Here is a 16,722-nt window from a genome sequence, read left to right on the forward strand (position 1 = left end):
GCCAGTCGATGAACTGGCGCCTGTGGGAAGATCAGTCCCGGGACACCGGGGCAACCTGATCCGCCGCGTCTTCACTGCGATGCAACGCCACTTGGCGGATCGACAGGCGAATCTCCGCCGGCAGCACCCGTTTCGCGGCGCCTTCGGCCAGTTCGCCCAACAGCTCGTGATAGCTTAGCTTGCCCGCTTCGTCCCGGCGCAGCACGTCGAGGTCCAGCAGGGTCTGGATGAAGTGGCGGAACAGGCTCTTGTCGAAGAACTCCGGGGCGTTCAGGCCATGGAGGATCGACAGGCGCTGGGCCATCACGGTACAGAGATCTTCCAGTTCCTCGGCGCTGATGCTGTTCTGGCCGCTGTTGAGCAGCAGCGAGACGGTCATGTAGAAGCGCTGCAAGGTTTGGGCGATGCTCTTGGACAGCAGCGTCAACAGCACGAAGTGCCGCGAGCTCGGGGCCGGGCGCAGGTACAGGTCCTTTTCGAAACGCAGCAGGCCTTGTTCGACGAACGCTTCGAGCCACTGGTCGACTACACCGTCGAGTTCTTCCGGCGACCAGCGGATGAACAGCTCCGATTGCAGGTATGGGTACAACGCGTGGGTGTAGCGCAGGATCTGCTCGCGGCTCATGCGCGAAGTGCTCTGGAAGAAACTGGCCAGTAACGCCGGCAGGGCAAAGATGTGCAGCACATTGTTGCGGTAGTAGGTCATCAATACCGCGTTCTGCTCGTCTAGGTACAGGATCTTGCCGAGGGCATCGCTCTGTTCCGACAGCAGGTCCATGCCCTTGACGTGCTCGATCAACGCCCGGCCGTCGCCCGCGGGCAGGGTGGTGTGGGGCGAATACGGCACTTTGCGTAGCAACGCCAGGTATAAATCCAATACACGGGCCATGGCGCGGTCGTCCAGGGCCAGGCGGCTGGTGGACAGCAGGGCCAACGCCACAAGGTTGACCGGGTTGATCGCGGCGGCTTCGTTCAGGTGCCGCGCCACGCGCTCGCCCAGGCGATGGGTGGTTGCGTTGAGCCAGGCCGGCTTGAATTGCGGGCCGAGTTCCTGCTGGCGCCAGCCGGGCTGCTCACCGTCGAGGAATTCGGCCAGCTTGATCGGTTCGCCGAAGTTCACTGCCACCTGGCCGAAGCGTTGCTTGAGGGCGCCGATGACCTTGAAGATATCGAAGATCGATTCCTTCTTCTTGCTGGCTCCGCGCAGTTCGCCCAGGTAGGTGCGGCCTTCCAGTACCCGCTCATAGCCAATGTAGACCGGCACGAACACGATGGGCGTGCGCGATGAGCGCAGGAAGCTGCGCAGGGTGATGGCGAGCATGCCGGTCTTGGGTTGCAGCATGCGTCCGGTGCGTGAGCGACCGCCCTCGACGAAGTACTCCACCGGGAAGCCCTTGGTGAACAGCGTGTGCAGGTATTCGTTGAACACAGCGGTGTAGAGCGGGTTGCCCTTGAACGTACGGCGCATGAAAAACGCTCCGCCACGGCGCAGCAGGCCACCGATGACCGGCATGTTCAGGTTGATGCCGGCGGCAATGTGCGGTGGCGTCAGGCCGTTGCGGAACAGCAGGTACGACAGCAACAGGTAATCGATATGGCTACGGTGGCAGGGCACATAGATGACCTCGTGACCGGGCGCGATCGCTTGCACATTCTCGATGTGGTTGACCTTGATGCCATCGTAGATCTTGTTCCAGAACCAGCTCAGCACCACTTCGAGGAAGCGGATCGCGGTGTAGGTGTAGTCCGAGGCGATTTCGTTGCCGTAGCGCAGGGCCTGGGCCTTGGCTTTCTCGGCAGAAATCTTTTCCCGTTCGGCCTCGTCGGCAATCGCCTGCTTGACCAGCGGCTGGTTCACCAACCCTTTGACCAGGTTGCGTCGGTGGGAAATATCGGGCCCGATCACTGCTGCTTTCAAGTTGCGAAAATGCACCCGCAAAATCCGCTGGGCCATGCGCACGGTACGTTCGTGGCCCTTGTCGTGCTCGATCAGCTCGCGCAGGTGGATCGGCGCGGAGAACTGCACGCGGGTCTTGCGACCCAGGATCATGATGCTCAACAGGCGGCGCAGACGCCCGGTGACCGCCCAGCTGTCGGCGAACAACAGCTTCCACGGGCTGGACTCGCTGTCCGGTGATTGGCCCCAGAACACGCTCACGGGAATGATCTGCGCATCTTCGGCGGCGTCATGGCTCAGCACGTTGACCAGCCGCGTCAGCGTTGGCGGCGCGCCGCGTTTGTCCTGGCGCCCGAGCCAGTCCGGGGCCGGTGTCAGATAGAAAAATGCCGCCGGTTCCAACAGCTGGCCCACCGACACCGGCAATACCGGACGGGGCAGGCCGGCCTTGGTGCACTCGGTGTCGAGCACCGCCAGGTCGGTGAGCGAAGGGTCTTGCAGGACGTAGAACACCGGACGGCTGCGGTCGAGATTGAGGGTGAAGGACGACTGGTTGATCGTTTCGGAGCGAACCCAGAGGTACAGCAGTCGGCGCAGGGTGCCAAACACAAGACGGCGGAGCGGAGAACGGGTCATACGGCTTCTGCGTGAGTGGATGAAACCGAGCGGATGCTCGGGCTCGCTAGTTTGCAGGATTCATCGAAAATCGGCAAAAAAGCGGCGAAGTAAAGTCAGTTGAGAGTTTTTGCGGCTGTCTTATACTCGGTCGGCTGGCTGCCTCCGCCTCCCTCATGGACGGCTGGACGGTGGCGAAAGTTCGAACAGCCGACCTAAAAATAAGAATGGGAGTGAGCATCATGGCAGCACGTGAAACCGGCAACGTGAAGTGGTTCAACGACGCGAAAGGCTACGGCTTCATCCAGCGTGAGGGCGGAGCAGACGTATTCGTGCATTACCGTGCGATCCGTGGCGAAGGCCACCGTTCGCTGACCGAAGGCCAGAAGGTCGAATACGCGGTGGTGGAAGGGCAGAAGGGCTTGCAGGCTGAGGATGTGGTGGGGTTGTAAACCCTGATTACACAGAACTCATTGTGGGAGCGGGCTTGCTCGCGAATGCAGTGTGTCAGTCGATACTTTCATTGCCTGACACACTGCATTCGCGAGCAAGCCCGCTCCCACATGAGATCTGCGTTCACATTGAAGCAGACTACCTCAAGCCGTTCGCCAGGTAATCTCCTCTTCCCCATCGGCACTGATCCGAATCCAGCGATCAGCTGAATCCTCGCCTTCCTCTTCCACCCACGAACCGGGCGCGCAGCGCACTTCGACGTTCAGCGCGGCGTAGGCGGCGCGGGCGCAGGCGATGTCGTCGTCCCATGGGGTCTGGTCGCTTTCCAGGTACAGGCTGTTCCATTTGCCGACGGCCTTGGGCAGCCAGGTAACCGGGATGTTGCCGGCCTTGCATTTGTAGGTCTGGCCCTTCTGGGTCCAGTCGCTGCACGGGCCCAGGGCCTGGCTCAGCCAGGCGGCGATGGCCTTGTGGTCGACGTCGGCGTCCTTGAGGTAAATCTCGATATCGGGTTGGCGCATGGATGTCCTCGCTGCGGTCTTGAAAAATCCATTCGCGGATTTGATCGGTTATTGAAGAACGAAATAATCGTAGCGCATCGACACGGTGACCTCGAACGGCTCGGCCTGTTCGATCACGCTGGTGCGGCGTTCGGCGCTGGCGCGCCAGCCGTGGGGCGTCATCGCCAGCAGATTGGCGCGGTCCTGGCCGTTGTCGAGCGTGAGCTTGAATTCCAGGGTTTCGCTGTGATCCAGCGCCATGCCCGCCGGCACCAGGGCCAAATGCTTATCATCGGTGTATTCGCGCACTTCGTCATACAGCCGCTCGCGCAGTTCCATCAGGTGGCCGCGGGTGGGGCCGACTTTCATCAGGCCGCCACCGGGGCTGAGCAGGCGCTTGGCTTCCTCCCAGTCCAATGGGCTGAACACGCTCGCCAGGAACTGACAGCAACCGTCCGCCAGCGGAACCCGGGCCATGCTGGCGATCAACCAGGTCAGGCGCGGGTTGCGTTTGCAGGCGCGCTTGACCGCCTCGCGGGAGATATCCAAGGCGTAGCCATCGGCCTCGGGCAAGGCGTCGGCGATCTGCGCGGTGTAGTAACCCTCGCCACAGCCAATGTCCAGCCAACGCCCCGGCGCTCGTTCTGCGGCCAGCTCGGCGAGCCGCCGGGCCACCGGCGCGTAGTGCCCGGCGTTGAGGAAATCGCGACGGGCTTCGACCATGGCCTGGTTGTCGCCCGGGTCGCGACTGTTCTTGTGCTGCACCGGCAAAAGGTTCAGGTAGCCCTGGCGTGCGCGGTCGAACCGATGGCCGGCCGGGCAGGCCACACCATTATCCACCGAATTGAGCGGTTCACTGCAGATCGGACAGGCGAGCATCAGGCGAGCAACTTGATCAGCGTCTTGTAGTAAATCTCGGTCAGCACGTCGAGATCGGCTGCCAGCACACGCTCATTGACCTGGTGGATGGTCGCGTTGACTGGTCCCAGCTCCACCACTTGGGTGCCCATGGTGGCGATGAAGCGACCATCGGAGGTGCCGCCGCTGGTGGACGCGTGGGTTTCGCGGCCGGTGACGTCCCTGATGCTCGACGATACGGCGTCCAACAACGCACCCGGTTCGGTGAGGAACGGCAGGCCGGACAGCGCCCAGTCGATGTGCCAGTCCAATTGATGCTTGTCGAGAATGTCGGCGACGCGCTGTTGCAGGCCTTCGACGGTGGATTCGGTCGAGAAACGGAAATTGAACACTGCCTCCAGCTCACCGGGGATCACGTTGGTGGCGCCGGTACCGGCGTTGAGGTTGGAGATCTGGAAACTGGTGGGCGGGAAGAAGTCGTTGCCATGATCCCAATGTTCCGCGGCCAATTCCGCCAGGGCTGGCGCGGCCAGGTGGATCGGGTTTTTCGCCAGGTGTGGATAAGCCACGTGGCCCTGCTTACCGCGCACGGTCAATTTGGCGCCGAGGGAGCCGCGTCGGCCGTTCTTCACTACGTCGCCCACGAGGGTGGTGCTCGACGGTTCGCCGACGATGCACCAGTCCAGTCGCTCCTGGCGGGCCTTGAGGCGCTCCACGACGGCTTTGGTGCCGTGGTGTGCCGGGCCTTCTTCATCGCTGGTGATCAGGAAAGTCACCGAGCCCTTGTGGTCCGGGTAATCGGCGACGAAACGTTCGGCTGCCACCACCATGGCCGCCAGGCTGCCTTTCATGTCCGCTGCGCCACGGCCACAGAGCATGCCGTGTTCATCGATGACCGCATCGAACGGGTCGAGCTGCCATGCCTGCACCGGACCGGTGGGCACCACATCGGTGTGCCCGGCGAAACACAGCACCGGTCCGTCATGCTTGCCATGGCTGGCCCAGAAGTTATCCACATCTTCGATGCGCATCGGCTCGAGCGTAAAGCCCGCGTTGCCCAGACGCTGCATCATCAGTTTCTGGCAATCGGCATCCACCGGCGTCACGGACGGGCGGCGGATCAGGTCGCAGGCGAGTTGCAGGGTCGGCGAGAGGTCGGCGGGGGCCGTCATGGAAAGCTCCGGATCAGGGAATAAAGGCGGGACCCTTGTGGGAGCGGGCTTGCTCGCGAAGGCGGTGTGTCAGGCAATTGATAGATGACTGAATATACCGCCTTCGCGAGCAAGCCCGCTCCGACAGGTCTGAGTCCGGCCGTTGGTTAGTGTTCGGCCAGCACTCACAAGATGGCAGTTATCTTATAGCAAAACGACGACTGTTTGGTTTCCGGTGCCCTATAATGCGCGCCGGTTTTTGGGGTAACGGTCATGAGTACAGAAGATCCACGGTTTGCCGGCATCGCTCGGTTGTATGGCATCGAAGGTCTGGAGCGCCTGAGGGCGGCCCACGTGGCGATTGTCGGGGTGGGCGGTGTCGGTTCCTGGGCGGCGGAGGCCATTGCCCGCTGCGGTGTGGGCGAGATTTCCCTGTTCGACCTGGACGACGTCTGCGTCAGCAACGCCAACCGTCAGTTGCACGCCCTGGACAGCACGGTCGGCAAGCCCAAGGTCGAGGTGATGGCCGAGCGGCTGCGCGGCATCAATCCCGACTGTACGGTGCACGCGGTGGCGGATTTCGTCACCCGTGACACCATGGCCGAATACATCACACCGAACATCGACTGTGTCATCGACTGCATCGACAGTGTGAATGCCAAGGCGGCACTGATCGCCTGGTGCAAGCGCCGCAAGATCCAGATCATTACTACGGGTGGCGCGGGCGGGCAGATCGACCCGACGCTGATCCAGGTCTGCGATCTGAACCGCACGTTCAACGATCCGCTGGCGTCCAAAGTGCGCTCGACCCTGCGCCGCGACTACGGCTTTTCCCGCACCGTGACCCGCCACTACAGCGTGCCGTGCGTGTTCTCCAGCGAGCAACTGCGTTACCCGAAGCCGGATGGCAGCATCTGCCTGCAGAAGAGTTTTGTCGGCGACGGCGTGAAGCTCGACTGCGCCGGCGGGTTTGGCGCGGTGATGATGGTGACGGCAACGTTCGGCATGGTCGCGGCGACCAAGGCTGTGGATAAGATCGTCGCGGGTGTGCGGCGGCCGGCTGACCGGGTCAAGCCTCAGACTTGAGGGTGTCGCTGATGGCCTCTTCGCGAGCAAGCCCGTTCCTACAGTGGATATGGGGTGTACACAAGATTTGTGTTCGATGAGATCCCCTGTGGGAGCGGGCTTGCTCGCGAAGCTATTAGCGGTTCCGAGTCAACTCAACCATCCGCTGCAATACCGCATTCAACCCATTACTGCGCGAAGATGAAAGCTGGCGTGACAATCCCAGCTGATTGAACCAGCCCGGCAGATCCACCTGCCGCAATTCGGCGGCGGACAACCCGTTGACCCGCGCCAGCAGCAACGCCACTAACCCGCGAATCAACCGCGCATCGCTGGCTGCGCGGAATTGCCAGTGACCATCCTGCAACCGGCCCACCAACCACACCTGGCTTTCACAGCCGCTGACCAGGTTGGCCTCGCATTTGTCCGCGTCGCTCAGGGGGGGCAGGCGCTCGCCCCATTGCATCAACAGCCGGGCGCGTTGTTCCCAGCCTGAGGCGTCCTGGAAGATCTGCAGCGCCGCGACGGCGTCGTCCGGCAGGTTCATCGCAGCATCTCCAGGGCCTGATCCATTGCTTCGAAGAAACGTTCGATGTCGGCGGAGTCGTTATACAGCGCCAGCGACACCCGGATCGCCCCCGACAAATGCAGATGCTTGAACAGCGGCATGGCGCAATGATGTCCGGCGCGTACGGCGATGCCTTGCTCGGTCAACAGATGGGCGAGGTCGGCGTTGTGAATGCCCTCGACCACGAAACTGACCAGCGCCAGGCGTGGGTTGCCTACCAGACGCACGCCGTTGCGCGCGAGCAGGCCGTGGAGCAGATAGTCGTGCAGCGCCGTCTCGTGATCGACGACCGCTTGGGCATCGAGACCGGACAGGTAATCCAGGGTCGCCCCCAGGCCGATCACGCTGGCAATGGGCGGTGTGCCGGCCTCGAAGCCCAGCGGTGCGGGGCGGAAACTGGCGCTGTGGTAATCGGCCTGCTGCACCATCTCGCCGCCGAATTGCCAATGACGCAGCTTGCCAAGAGCTTCATCGCGACCGAACAGGACGCCGAGCCCTTCGGGGCCGTAGAGCTTGTGGCTGGAAAATACGTAAAAATCACAACCCAGGGCCTGCACGTCATGGCGACCGTGGACCACGCCCTGCGCGCCATCGATCACCGTCAGCGCCCCTTGGACCTTGGCCAGCGCCAACAGCGCCGGCAAGGGTTGCCAGGTCCCCAGCACGTTGGACAACTGACTCACCGCCAGCACCCGTGTACGCGGACCGATGAGTTCAGCGGCTGCGTCGAGGTCAATCACCCCACAGGCATCGAGTGGCAACACCACCAGCTTCAGCGAACGGCGCTCGGCCAACTGCTGCCAGGGCAACAGGTTGGCATGATGTTCCAGGGCGCTGATGACGATCTCATCGCCCGGAACGAATAGAGGCTCCAGCCCATAGGCCAGGAGGTTCAGCGCCGAAGTGGCGCCATGGGTAAAGACGACCTGCCCGCAGCTCCCCGCATTAAGCCATTGCGACACTTTGAGGCGGCTGTCCTCGAACGCCTGGGTGGCGTGGGCGCCCGGCAAATGCTGCGCACGGTGCACGTTGGCGGCGCCATTGGCGTAGTAGTGCGCCAGGGCGTCCAACAGGGCTTGGGGTTTTTGCGTGGTGGCGGCATTGTCCAGGTAGGTCTGGCCTTGCCGTTGAAGGGCGGCGATGGCCGGGAAATCGGCACGCCAGGGGGAGGGAATCAACATGCTTTCGGGCCCTGCTGGAGTGACGCCGTCACCTGTGGGGGTAAGTGTGCTCCCACAGGTGACGGTGAAGCGGCTTAGTTATGCGCGTGCAGTGCTTCGTTCAGCTCGATGGCCGACTTGTGGGTCTTGCATTCCACCGCACCCGTCTCGGAGTTGCGACGGAACAGCAGGTCCGGTTGGCCGGCCAGGTCGCGGGCCTTGACCACTTTGACCAGTTGGTTGTTCTCGTCCAGCAGCGCGACCTTGGTGCCAGCGGTCACGTACAGGCCCGATTCCACGGTATTGCGGTCGCCCAGCGGGATGCCGATGCCGGCGTTGGCGCCGATCAGGCAGCCTTCGCCGACCTTGATCACGATGTTGCCGCCGCCCGACAGGGTGCCCATGGTCGAGCAGCCGCCGCCCAGATCCGACCCCTTGCCGACGAACACACCGGCCGAGACACGACCTTCGATCATGCCCGGGCCTTCGGTACCGGCGTTGAAGTTGACGAAACCTTCGTGCATCACGGTGGTGCCTTCGCCCACATAGGCGCCCAGACGCAACCGCGCGGCATCGGCGATGCGCACACCGGCCGGAACCACGTAGTCGGTCATTTTCGGGAACTTGTCCACCGAGAACACTTCCAGCAACTCGCCGCGCAGGCGGGCTTCGAGCTGGTGCTCGGCCAGTTCGCTCAGGTCGATTGCACCCTGGCTGGTCCAGGCGACGTTCGGCAGCAGGGGGAAGATGCCGGCCAGGTTCAGGCCGTGAGGCTTGACCAGGCGATGGGACAGCAAGTGCAGCTTGAGGTAGGCCTCAGGCGTGGAGCTCAGTTGGGCATCTTCGGCCAGCAGGGTGGCGACCAGAGGCTTGTGGCTCTCGGCCAGGCGAGTCAGCAGCTTGGCTTGCGCGGCATCGACGCCCTTGAGGGCTTCGGCCAGTTGCGAGGCTTGAGCGGTGGTGAAGGTGATGGCCTGGTTGCCTTCACTGTAACCCAGGATCGGCGCGACGGCCTTGACGATATCGGCCGACGGATTGAGCAGTGGCTGTGCGTAGAACACTTCCAGCCAGGCGCCTTGACGGTTTTGAGTGCCGACACCGAAGGCCAGGCTGAACAGAGTAGTGGACATGAACGTTACCTCAAAAAAATGGACAGGGCAGGCTTACTGAAGCGCCGCCGCGTAGATATCAGGCTTGAAGCCAATCAGAGTTCGGTCACCGAGATCGAGCACCGGGCGCTTGATCATCGAGGGTTGGGCGAGCATCAGTTCGATGGCTTTCGTCTGGTCGAGATCGGCTTTGCGTTCGTCGTCGAGCTTGCGAAAGGTCGTACCGGCACGGTTCAACACCACTTGCCAGCCATGCTCGTTGCACCATTGGGTCAGGTGCTCACGGTCGATGCCGGCAGTCTTGTAGTCGTGAAATTCATAGCGTACTGCGTGTTCATCGAGCCAGGTGCGCGCTTTTTTCATCGTGTCACAGGCTTTGATGCCGAAAAGGTGCAACGTTTTGCTTGAATCCGTCAAGGAACTGCCCCCTTTGCAGGTGCTGGAAATAAAAGGTGAAGGATTATGCCATGACCGGACGGTTGTGGGAGCGAGGCTTGCCCGCGATGAGCGTTGACGCGATCTCCTGGCGGACCGAGGTGCTTTCATCGCGAGCAAGCTTTGCTCCCACCGCTTGCGCACTAAAGAGCTGCTGCGACATAGGTGTAACGGCCAAGTTAATCCTAGGCGGTTAATATGGCACTTCAACGGCAAGCTGTTGCCGGATGTGTGTCGCTGCAAGTGGAAACCGTTATGCAAAGCGCTTATACCGTCCTGATCCTGTTGATGTTGGTGGGCGTGTCGCGCCTGATCGGACGGTTGATCCCACTGCCCCTGCCACTGGTGCAGATCGGCGCCGGAGCCGTGCTGGCCTGGCCCTCCCTGGGCCTGCACGTGGCCCTTGATCCTGAGCTGTTCCTGTTTCTCTTCCTGCCGCCGCTGCTGTTCTCCGATGGCTGGCGCATGCCCAAGCGGGAGCTGTGGCGCCTGCGTGGGCCGATCCTGACGCTGGCGGTGGGGCTGGTGTTGTTCACGGTGGTGGGCGCCGGCTACTTCATTCATTGGCTCCTGCCGAGTATCCCGTTGCCGGTGGCCTTTGCCCTGGCGGCGGTGTTGTCGCCTACCGATGCCGTGGCTGTCTCGGCGATTGCCCGGGATCGCTTGCCCGCACCGCTGATGCACATGCTACAGGGCGAAGCGCTGATGAACGATGCGTCGGGCTTGGTGACCTTCAAGTTCGCCCTGGCGGCGGCCATCACCGGGATGTTTTCCCTGGCCAATGCCAGCCTGACGTTCGTGCTGGTGGCGGTAGGTGGACTGCTCGTCGGGGTCGCCTTGAGCTGGTTGATGGGACGCCTGCGAGCCTGGATGGTCGCCCGGGGCTGGGACGACCCGGCCACCCATGTGGTGTTCATGTTATTGCTACCCTTCGCCGCCTACGTGGTGGCAGAGCGACTGGGCGCCTCGGGCATTCTCTCGGCGGTGGCGGCGGGGATGATGCAGAGCTGGCTCGACCTGCTGCCACGCCAGACCGGCACGCGGCTGCTCAATCGCAGTGTGTGGACGTTGCTGGAGTTCGCCTTCAACGGTTTGATCTTCCTGCTGCTGGGCTTGCAGTTACCGGACATCATCAAGGCCGTGACCAGCCACGAAACCACGCTGTGGCCAACCCTGTTCTACCGCTGCCTGGATGTCGTGGTGATTTTCCTGGTGTTGCTGGTGCTGCGGTTCGTCTGGGTGCAGAGCATCTGGCGCCTGTCCGGGTTGTTGCGGCGCTGGCGTGGCCAGGGGGAACTGACACTGGTGCCCACCGCGCGCTCCTGCTGGCTGCTGACGTTCGGTGGGGTGAGAGGCGCGGTGACTCTGGCGGGCGTGCTCTCTGTGCCGTTGCTATTGGGTGCGGGCGAGGCGTTTCCCGAGCGGGACCTGCTGATCTTCATTGCCGCCGGGGTGATCCTGTTGTCATTGATCGCGGCCTGCATTGCCTTGCCGCTGTTACTGAAGGGCATCGAAAAAAGCCCCGATGACAAGCGCCGCAACGAAGTCCGCGAGGCCTGGCGCAAGACCGCTGAAGCGGCGATCCGCGCGCTGGAAGTGGAGGAGCCGAGCGAGGCGACAAGTACGCCGGATGCGGCCCAGGCGGCGCTGGCTACTGAGGTCAAGGCGCGGTTGATGTCCGAGTATCGTCATCAGCTCGACGTGTTCAACGACTCCGCCGAGGCCCAGGCGTTGGCATTCGAAATGGACCTGCTGGAGCGCCGGCTGCGCTTGAAGGCTTATCGGGCGCAACGGCTGGAGTTGTATCGCCTCAGTCGTCATCACCAGATCGGGGATGATGTACTGCGTGAGGTGCTGGGGGAGTTGGATCTGGCGGAGGCGAATTTGGGGTTGGGTAAATAGTAGTTTTGCGCAGGACTCATTGTGGTGAGGGGATAAATCCCCTCACCACAGAACTTCAGTGTTCAACCGAAACGGTCCATCACCCCCGACGCTGGATGAACGCCCGAATCCGCTCCGCCGCTTCCACACACTCCGCCAGCGGCGCAACCAGGGCCATGCGCACGCGCCCGGCCCCTGGATTGACGCCATCCACATCGCGGGACAGATAGGATCCCGGCACCACGGTCACGTGTTCCTGTTCGAACAGGTCGCGGCAGAACGCTGCGTCATCGCCAGCCACATTCGGCCACAGGTAGAAGCTGCCATCAGGACGTTGCACGTCCAGCACCGGGCTGAGGATTTCCAGCACGGCGTCGAATTTCTCTCGGTACAGCGCCCGGTTGGCCCGCACGTGTTCTTCGTCGTTCCATGCAGCGATGCTCGCCAGTTGGGTCTGAACGGGCATCGCGCACCCGTGGTAGGTGCGGTACAGCAAAAAGCCCTTGAGCACGTCCGCGTCGCCAGCGACGAAGCCGGAGCGCAGGCCTGGCAGGTTGGAGCGCTTGGACAGGCTGTGGAACACCACGCAACGCTTGAAGTCCTTGCGACCCAGTTCGACGCAGGCATTGAGCAGGCCCGGCGGCGGGCTCTGTTCGTCGAAATACAGTTCGCTGTAGCACTCGTCCGCAGCGATCACAAAATCGTGCTCGTCGGCCAAGGCGATGAGCTTCTTCAGTACATCCACCGGAATCAGGGCGCCGGTCGGGTTGCCAGGGGAGCACAGGAACAGGATCTGGCAGCGTTTCCAGATGTCTGGCGACACGGCGTCGAAGTCCGGATTGAAACCGTTTTCGTCCAGGCACGGCAGGTAATGCGGCTTGGCCCCGGCCAGGAACGCGGCGCCTTCATAGATCTGGTAGAACGGGTTCGGACTGACGACCAATGCGTCGTCGCCACGGTTGACCACGGTCTGGGTGAAGGCGAACAGCGCTTCGCGGGTGCCGTTGACCGGCAGCACGTGGCGCGCCGGGTCGAGCCAGCCGTTCGGTACATTGAAACGACGTTCGCACCAGCCGGTGATGGCTTCACGCAGTTCCGGGATGCCGAGGGTGGTCGGGTATACAGCCATTTTTTCCAGATTACTGGCCAGGGCTTCAGCCACGAAGCTGGGCGAGCGGTGTTTGGGCTCGCCGATGGACAGGGCGATCGGGCGCTTGTCCGGGTTTGGCGTGACGCCGCCCAGCAGGGCACGGAGCTTTTCGAACGGGTAGGGCTGCAACTGGTTCAGAGCGTTGTTCATCGAGGGCCTCTTCGAAAGTGGGGCGCTGTCCTTTGTGTGTGGGAGCGGGCTTGCTCGCGAAAGCGGTGTATCAGCTGTAGCGAAGTCGACTGACACTCCGCTTTCGCGAGCAAGCCCGCTCCCACAAAGGGAAGTTTTGTTGGTTCAGATGTTGATGCGCGTCGGGCTGATATCGGGTTCCTGGCTGACGCTCAAATGCCGGACGATCGCGTCCTGCAGGCGGCTGCACAGCTGCGGGTCGGACAACGGTTGGTTATGCGCATCGGTGATGAGGAACACGTCCTCCACCCGCTCGCCCAGGGTGGCGATCTTGGCGTTCTGCAACGACAGGTCGAACTCCAGGAAAATATGCCCGATCCGCGCCAGCAGGCCCGGACGGTCCGGGGCGCTGAGTTCCAGTACCGTGACCTGGCGCAGGGCGTCGTTGTGGATGGTCACTTGGGGTGCAAACGCGAAGTGCTTGAGCTGGCGTGGTACCCGGCGCTGGATGATGGTCGGATAGTCCGCCGGGTTACGCAGGGCCTCGGTGAGGCCGTCGCGAATCTGCTTGACCCGTGCCGGGTTGTCGCCGATCGAATCGCCGTCGGTGTCCAGCACGATGTAGGTGTCGAGGGTGAACTGGCTGCTGGACGTGATGATCCGGGCATCGTGGATGTTGAGGTTGAGTTGGTCCATCGCGGCCACGGTCACGGCGAAGAAATCATGCTGGTCCGGGGCATAGATGAAGATTTGCGTGCCACCCTCGAACTCGCGCTGGGTGGTTTCCTTGATCAACACCAGGGGGCCGCCGTCGGCTGGCTGCTGCAGGATCGCGTCGCTGTGCCAGGCCACGTCGCCTGCGGTATGGCGCAGGAAATAGTCATCGCCCAATTGTGACCAGAGCTGTTCGACGTCGTCCGGGTCGGTGCCGCCGCGCACCAGGATGTCCAGTGCCGCGCTTTGGGTGCGACGGATCTGTTCTTCCCGGTCCACCGGGTTTTCCAGGCCGCGACGCAAGGCGCGCTTGGTCTCGGTGTAAAGCTGGCGCAGCAGGCTGGCACGCCAGGAATTCCACAGCGTGGGATTGGTGGCATTGATGTCGGCCACGGTGAGTACGTAAAGGTAGTCCAGGCGCGTTTCATCGCCGACGGTCTGGGCGAAGTCGTGGATTACCTGCGGGTCGGACAGGTCCTTGCGCTGGGCCGTGGTCGACATCAACAAGTGATTCTGTACCAGCCAGACGATCAGCCGGCTGTCCCAGACCGGCAGTTGATGCCGCTGGCAGAACGCCTCCGCATCCACGGCGCCGATCTCGGAGTGGTCGCCGTGACGACCTTTGCCGATGTCGTGATACAGCCCGGCCATGTAGATCAGTTCGGGCTTGGGCAGCTTGCCCATGAGCTTGCTGGCCAGCGGGAATTTCTCGGATACCGGGGTGTATTGCAGCTTACGCAGGTGCTTGATCAGGTTCAGGGTGTGGGCGTCGACCGTATAGATGTGGAACAGGTCGTGCTGCATCTGCCCGACGATGAAACCGAACTCCGGCAAATAGCGTCCCAGGATCCCGTAACGGTTCATGCGCCGCAGATTGCGGTGCACGCCGATCTTGCATTTGAACAACTCGATGAACAGGCTGGTATTGCGGATATCGTGGCGGAAGTCGTCATCGATCAGGTGACGGTTCTCCCGCAGCAGGCGGATGGTATCGGCCCGCACTCCCTTGATTTCCGGCTGCTGGGCCATGAGCACGAAAATTTCGATCATGGCGAAAGGCGTGCGGCGAAACACGTTCGCGTTGCGTGCTTCGATGTAGCCATCGTGCAACTGGAACCGGGCGTTGATGGGTTGTGGTGGCTCGGCGTCTTCCGGCGCGAGGATGACCTCCTCGAAGTGTTGGATGATCAGCTCGCTGAGCTGGGCAATGCTCATCACCACCCGGTAGTACTGCTGCATGAAGTTTTCGATGGCCTGCTTGGCATCACTTCCTTCGAAGCCCAGCAGGCCCGCGATGGAGCGCTGGTGATCGAACAGCAAGCGGTCCTCGGCGCGTCCGGCGAGCATGTGCAGGGCGTAGCGAACTTTCCACAGAAATTCCTGGGACGACGCCAGCAGGGCATTTTCGCTCTCCACCAGGAACCCTTCGCCAGCCAGGGCCCGCAGGTTCAGGGTTCCGTACTCGCGACGGGCAACCCAGAGGATGGTCTGGATATCCCGCAGTCCGCCGGGGGAGCCCTTGACGTTGGGTTCCAGGTTGTACTCGGTGTCGTTGTACTTGTGGTGGCGGGCCTTCTGCTCGGCATGCTTGGCCAGGAAAAAGTCCTTGCTGGGCCACATGTGCGCCGTGCTGGTGACGTCGAGCATGCGCTGGCGAAGGTGCTCGGGGCCAGCGATGGTGCGGCTTTCCATCAGGTTGGTGATGACTGTCAGGTCGGCACGGGCTTCATCGGCGCATTCCTGCACTGAACGCACGCTCTGGCCGACTTCCAGGCCAATGTCCCAGAGCAGCGTCAGGAAGCGCTCGATGGAGTCGCGAAAGACTTCGTGGTCGGCGCCGTCCAGCAGGATCAGCAGATCGATGTCGGAATAGGGGTGCAGTTCGCCACGACCATAGCCGCCCACCGCCACCAGGGCGATGTGGGTGTCGGGGCTCCAGTTGAACTGCTCCCAGGCCCTTTGCAGGATGTTATCGACGAACCAGGCACGGTCCTCGATCAGCCGACGGATATCCCGGCCATTGCGAAAGCGCTGGTCGAGCACTTCACGGGCCTGGCGGATCGCCTTCTTGAAGGCCGCGATGGGGCTTGCCTTCAGGGCCAGTTCAGCCTGGAACTGGCCGCGGTCGAAGAGTTCGGGATCCACCTGCGGCATCGAATGGCTTTCCTTTCTATCTATAGCTGGTGTCGGTTCAGGCGGAAACGCGAGGGATGGTGTCGTCGCTGCGCAGGGTAAAGATCTCGTACCCGGTCTCGGTGACCAGCAGGGTATGCTCCCATTGGGCCGACAGCTTGCGGTCCTTGGTGATGGCCGTCCAGCCGTCGCCCAATACCTTGGTTTCGGCACGACCCTGGTTGATCATCGGCTCGATGGTGAAGGTCATTCCCGCCTGCAGTTCCATGCCGGTGCCGGCGCGGCCGTAGTGCAGAATCTGCGGTTCCTCGTGAAAGACCTTGCCGATGCCGTGGCCACAGAATTCGCGTACCACGGAAAAACCGTTCTTCTGCGCATGCTTCTGGATCACTTCGCCGATGTCGCCCAGGCGGCAGCCCGGTTTCACCAGCTCGATGGCCATGTACATGCATTCCTGGGTGACTTTCGACAGGCGTTGGGCCCATTCCGGCACGTTGCCGACATGGAACATGCGGCTGGTGTCACCGTGATAGCCGTCCTTGATGACGGTGACGTCGATGTTCAGGGTGTCGCCATCCTTCAACGGCTTCTCGTTGGGGATGCCGTGGCAGACCACGTGGTTGATCGAGGTGCAGATCGACTTCGGAAAGCCTTTGTAGTTGAGCGGCGCGGGGATGGCTTTCTGCTCGTTGACGATGTAGTCATGGCAGATGCGGTCCAGTTCTTCGGTGGTGACGCCGGGCTTGACGTAGTCGGCGATCATTTCCAGAACGTCGGCGGCGAGTTTGCCCGCGACACGCATTTTCGCGATGTCCTCGGGGGTCTTGAGGGTGACGGTCATACAGGCTCTCTCTGCGCCCGGCGGCGCTGTTCGAAACGAAATGGGCGACGGATGATGATCCGG

General features: G+C 62.3%; 14 protein-coding genes. 3 read left to right on the top strand and 11 right to left on the bottom strand.

The genetic code is table 11. The features are described 5' to 3' along the window. Positions 1–31: 31 nt before the first annotated feature. A complete protein-coding gene (gene plsB, locus LCU97_RS08510) occupies positions 32–2,533 on the bottom strand; it encodes a glycerol-3-phosphate 1-O-acyltransferase PlsB (protein WP_053152704.1) in 2,502 nt (833 codons plus the stop codon). 221 nt (positions 2,534–2,754) lie between these two features. On the opposite strand from plsB, the gene LCU97_RS08515 reads away from it, so the two are divergent. Beyond that, positions 2,755–2,964, top strand: a complete 210-nt coding sequence (locus tag LCU97_RS08515) for a cold-shock protein (RefSeq protein WP_053152705.1) — start codon at positions 2,755–2,757, stop codon at positions 2,962–2,964. A gap of 144 nt (positions 2,965–3,108) precedes the next feature. On the opposite strand, the gene LCU97_RS08520 is transcribed toward LCU97_RS08515, so the two are convergent. The 3 genes from LCU97_RS08520 to dapE are packed head-to-tail and all read right to left on the bottom strand — an operon-like array spanning position 3,109 to position 5,495. Continuing rightward, on the bottom strand, positions 3,109–3,486 hold the full coding sequence (locus tag LCU97_RS08520; protein ID WP_232776120.1) for a hypothetical protein: 378 nt from the start codon (positions 3,484–3,486) through the stop codon (positions 3,109–3,111). Positions 3,487–3,534: 48 nt separating this feature from the next. Then, positions 3,535–4,344, bottom strand: a complete 810-nt coding sequence (locus tag LCU97_RS08525; protein WP_053152709.1) for a putative RNA methyltransferase — start codon at positions 4,342–4,344, stop codon at positions 3,535–3,537. Beyond that, the gene (gene dapE, locus LCU97_RS08530; RefSeq protein WP_053152711.1) at positions 4,344–5,495 is read right to left on the bottom strand and encodes a succinyl-diaminopimelate desuccinylase; all 1,152 of its coding nucleotides are present in this window, start codon (positions 5,493–5,495) and stop codon (positions 4,344–4,346) included. The genes LCU97_RS08525 and dapE overlap by 1 nt, the downstream gene beginning before the upstream one ends. A gap of 252 nt (positions 5,496–5,747) precedes the next feature. Between dapE and tcdA the strand changes: the two genes are divergently transcribed. After that, a complete protein-coding gene (tcdA, locus tag LCU97_RS08535) occupies positions 5,748–6,560 on the top strand; it encodes a tRNA cyclic N6-threonylcarbamoyladenosine(37) synthase TcdA (RefSeq protein WP_053152714.1) in 813 nt (270 codons plus the stop codon). Positions 6,561–6,675: 115 nt separating this feature from the next. Here tcdA and LCU97_RS08540 read toward each other — a convergent pair whose 3' ends face one another. From LCU97_RS08540 to LCU97_RS08555, 4 genes are all read right to left on the bottom strand, one after another. Next, a complete protein-coding gene (locus LCU97_RS08540) occupies positions 6,676–7,086 on the bottom strand; it encodes a SufE family protein (protein ID WP_232776121.1) in 411 nt (136 codons plus the stop codon). Beyond that, positions 7,083–8,288, bottom strand: coding sequence for an aminotransferase class V-fold PLP-dependent enzyme (locus LCU97_RS08545; protein WP_232776122.1), 1,206 nt, complete (start codon positions 8,286–8,288; stop codon positions 7,083–7,085). Before LCU97_RS08545 ends, LCU97_RS08540 begins: the two co-directional genes overlap by 4 nt. Positions 8,289–8,362: 74 nt before the next feature. Then, a complete protein-coding gene (gene dapD, locus LCU97_RS08550) occupies positions 8,363–9,397 on the bottom strand; it encodes a 2,3,4,5-tetrahydropyridine-2,6-dicarboxylate N-succinyltransferase (RefSeq protein WP_053152720.1) in 1,035 nt (344 codons plus the stop codon). Positions 9,398–9,430: 33 nt separating this feature from the next. Beyond that, a complete protein-coding gene (locus LCU97_RS08555) occupies positions 9,431–9,793 on the bottom strand; it encodes an ArsC family reductase (protein WP_053152722.1) in 363 nt (120 codons plus the stop codon). Between the two features lie 273 nt (positions 9,794–10,066). On the opposite strand from LCU97_RS08555, the gene LCU97_RS08560 reads away from it, so the two are divergent. Continuing rightward, the gene (locus LCU97_RS08560) at positions 10,067–11,713 is read left to right on the top strand and encodes a Na+/H+ antiporter (RefSeq protein ID WP_232776124.1); all 1,647 of its coding nucleotides are present in this window, start codon (positions 10,067–10,069) and stop codon (positions 11,711–11,713) included. 79 nt (positions 11,714–11,792) lie between these two features. Here the strand turns inward: LCU97_RS08560 and dapC are convergent, their stop codons facing one another. From dapC to map, 3 genes are all read right to left on the bottom strand, one after another. Beyond that, positions 11,793–12,992 carry a succinyldiaminopimelate transaminase gene (dapC, locus tag LCU97_RS08565; protein ID WP_232776125.1) on the bottom strand — a complete coding sequence of 400 codons (1,200 nt, stop codon included), beginning with the start codon at positions 12,990–12,992 and terminating at the stop codon, positions 11,793–11,795. A 144-nt stretch (positions 12,993–13,136) separates the two neighbouring features. Then, a complete protein-coding gene (locus LCU97_RS08570; RefSeq protein WP_053152728.1) occupies positions 13,137–15,839 on the bottom strand; it encodes a [protein-PII] uridylyltransferase in 2,703 nt (900 codons plus the stop codon). 37 nt (positions 15,840–15,876) lie between these two features. Further along, complete coding sequence (gene map, locus LCU97_RS08575; RefSeq protein WP_053152730.1) at positions 15,877–16,659, bottom strand: type I methionyl aminopeptidase; 783 nt, start codon at positions 16,657–16,659, stop codon at positions 15,877–15,879. Between the last annotated feature and the right edge of the window lie 63 nt (positions 16,660–16,722).

The sequence above is a fragment of the Pseudomonas uvaldensis genome (assembly GCF_021271205.1).
Taxonomy (GTDB): domain Bacteria; phylum Pseudomonadota; class Gammaproteobacteria; order Pseudomonadales; family Pseudomonadaceae; genus Aquipseudomonas; species Aquipseudomonas uvaldensis.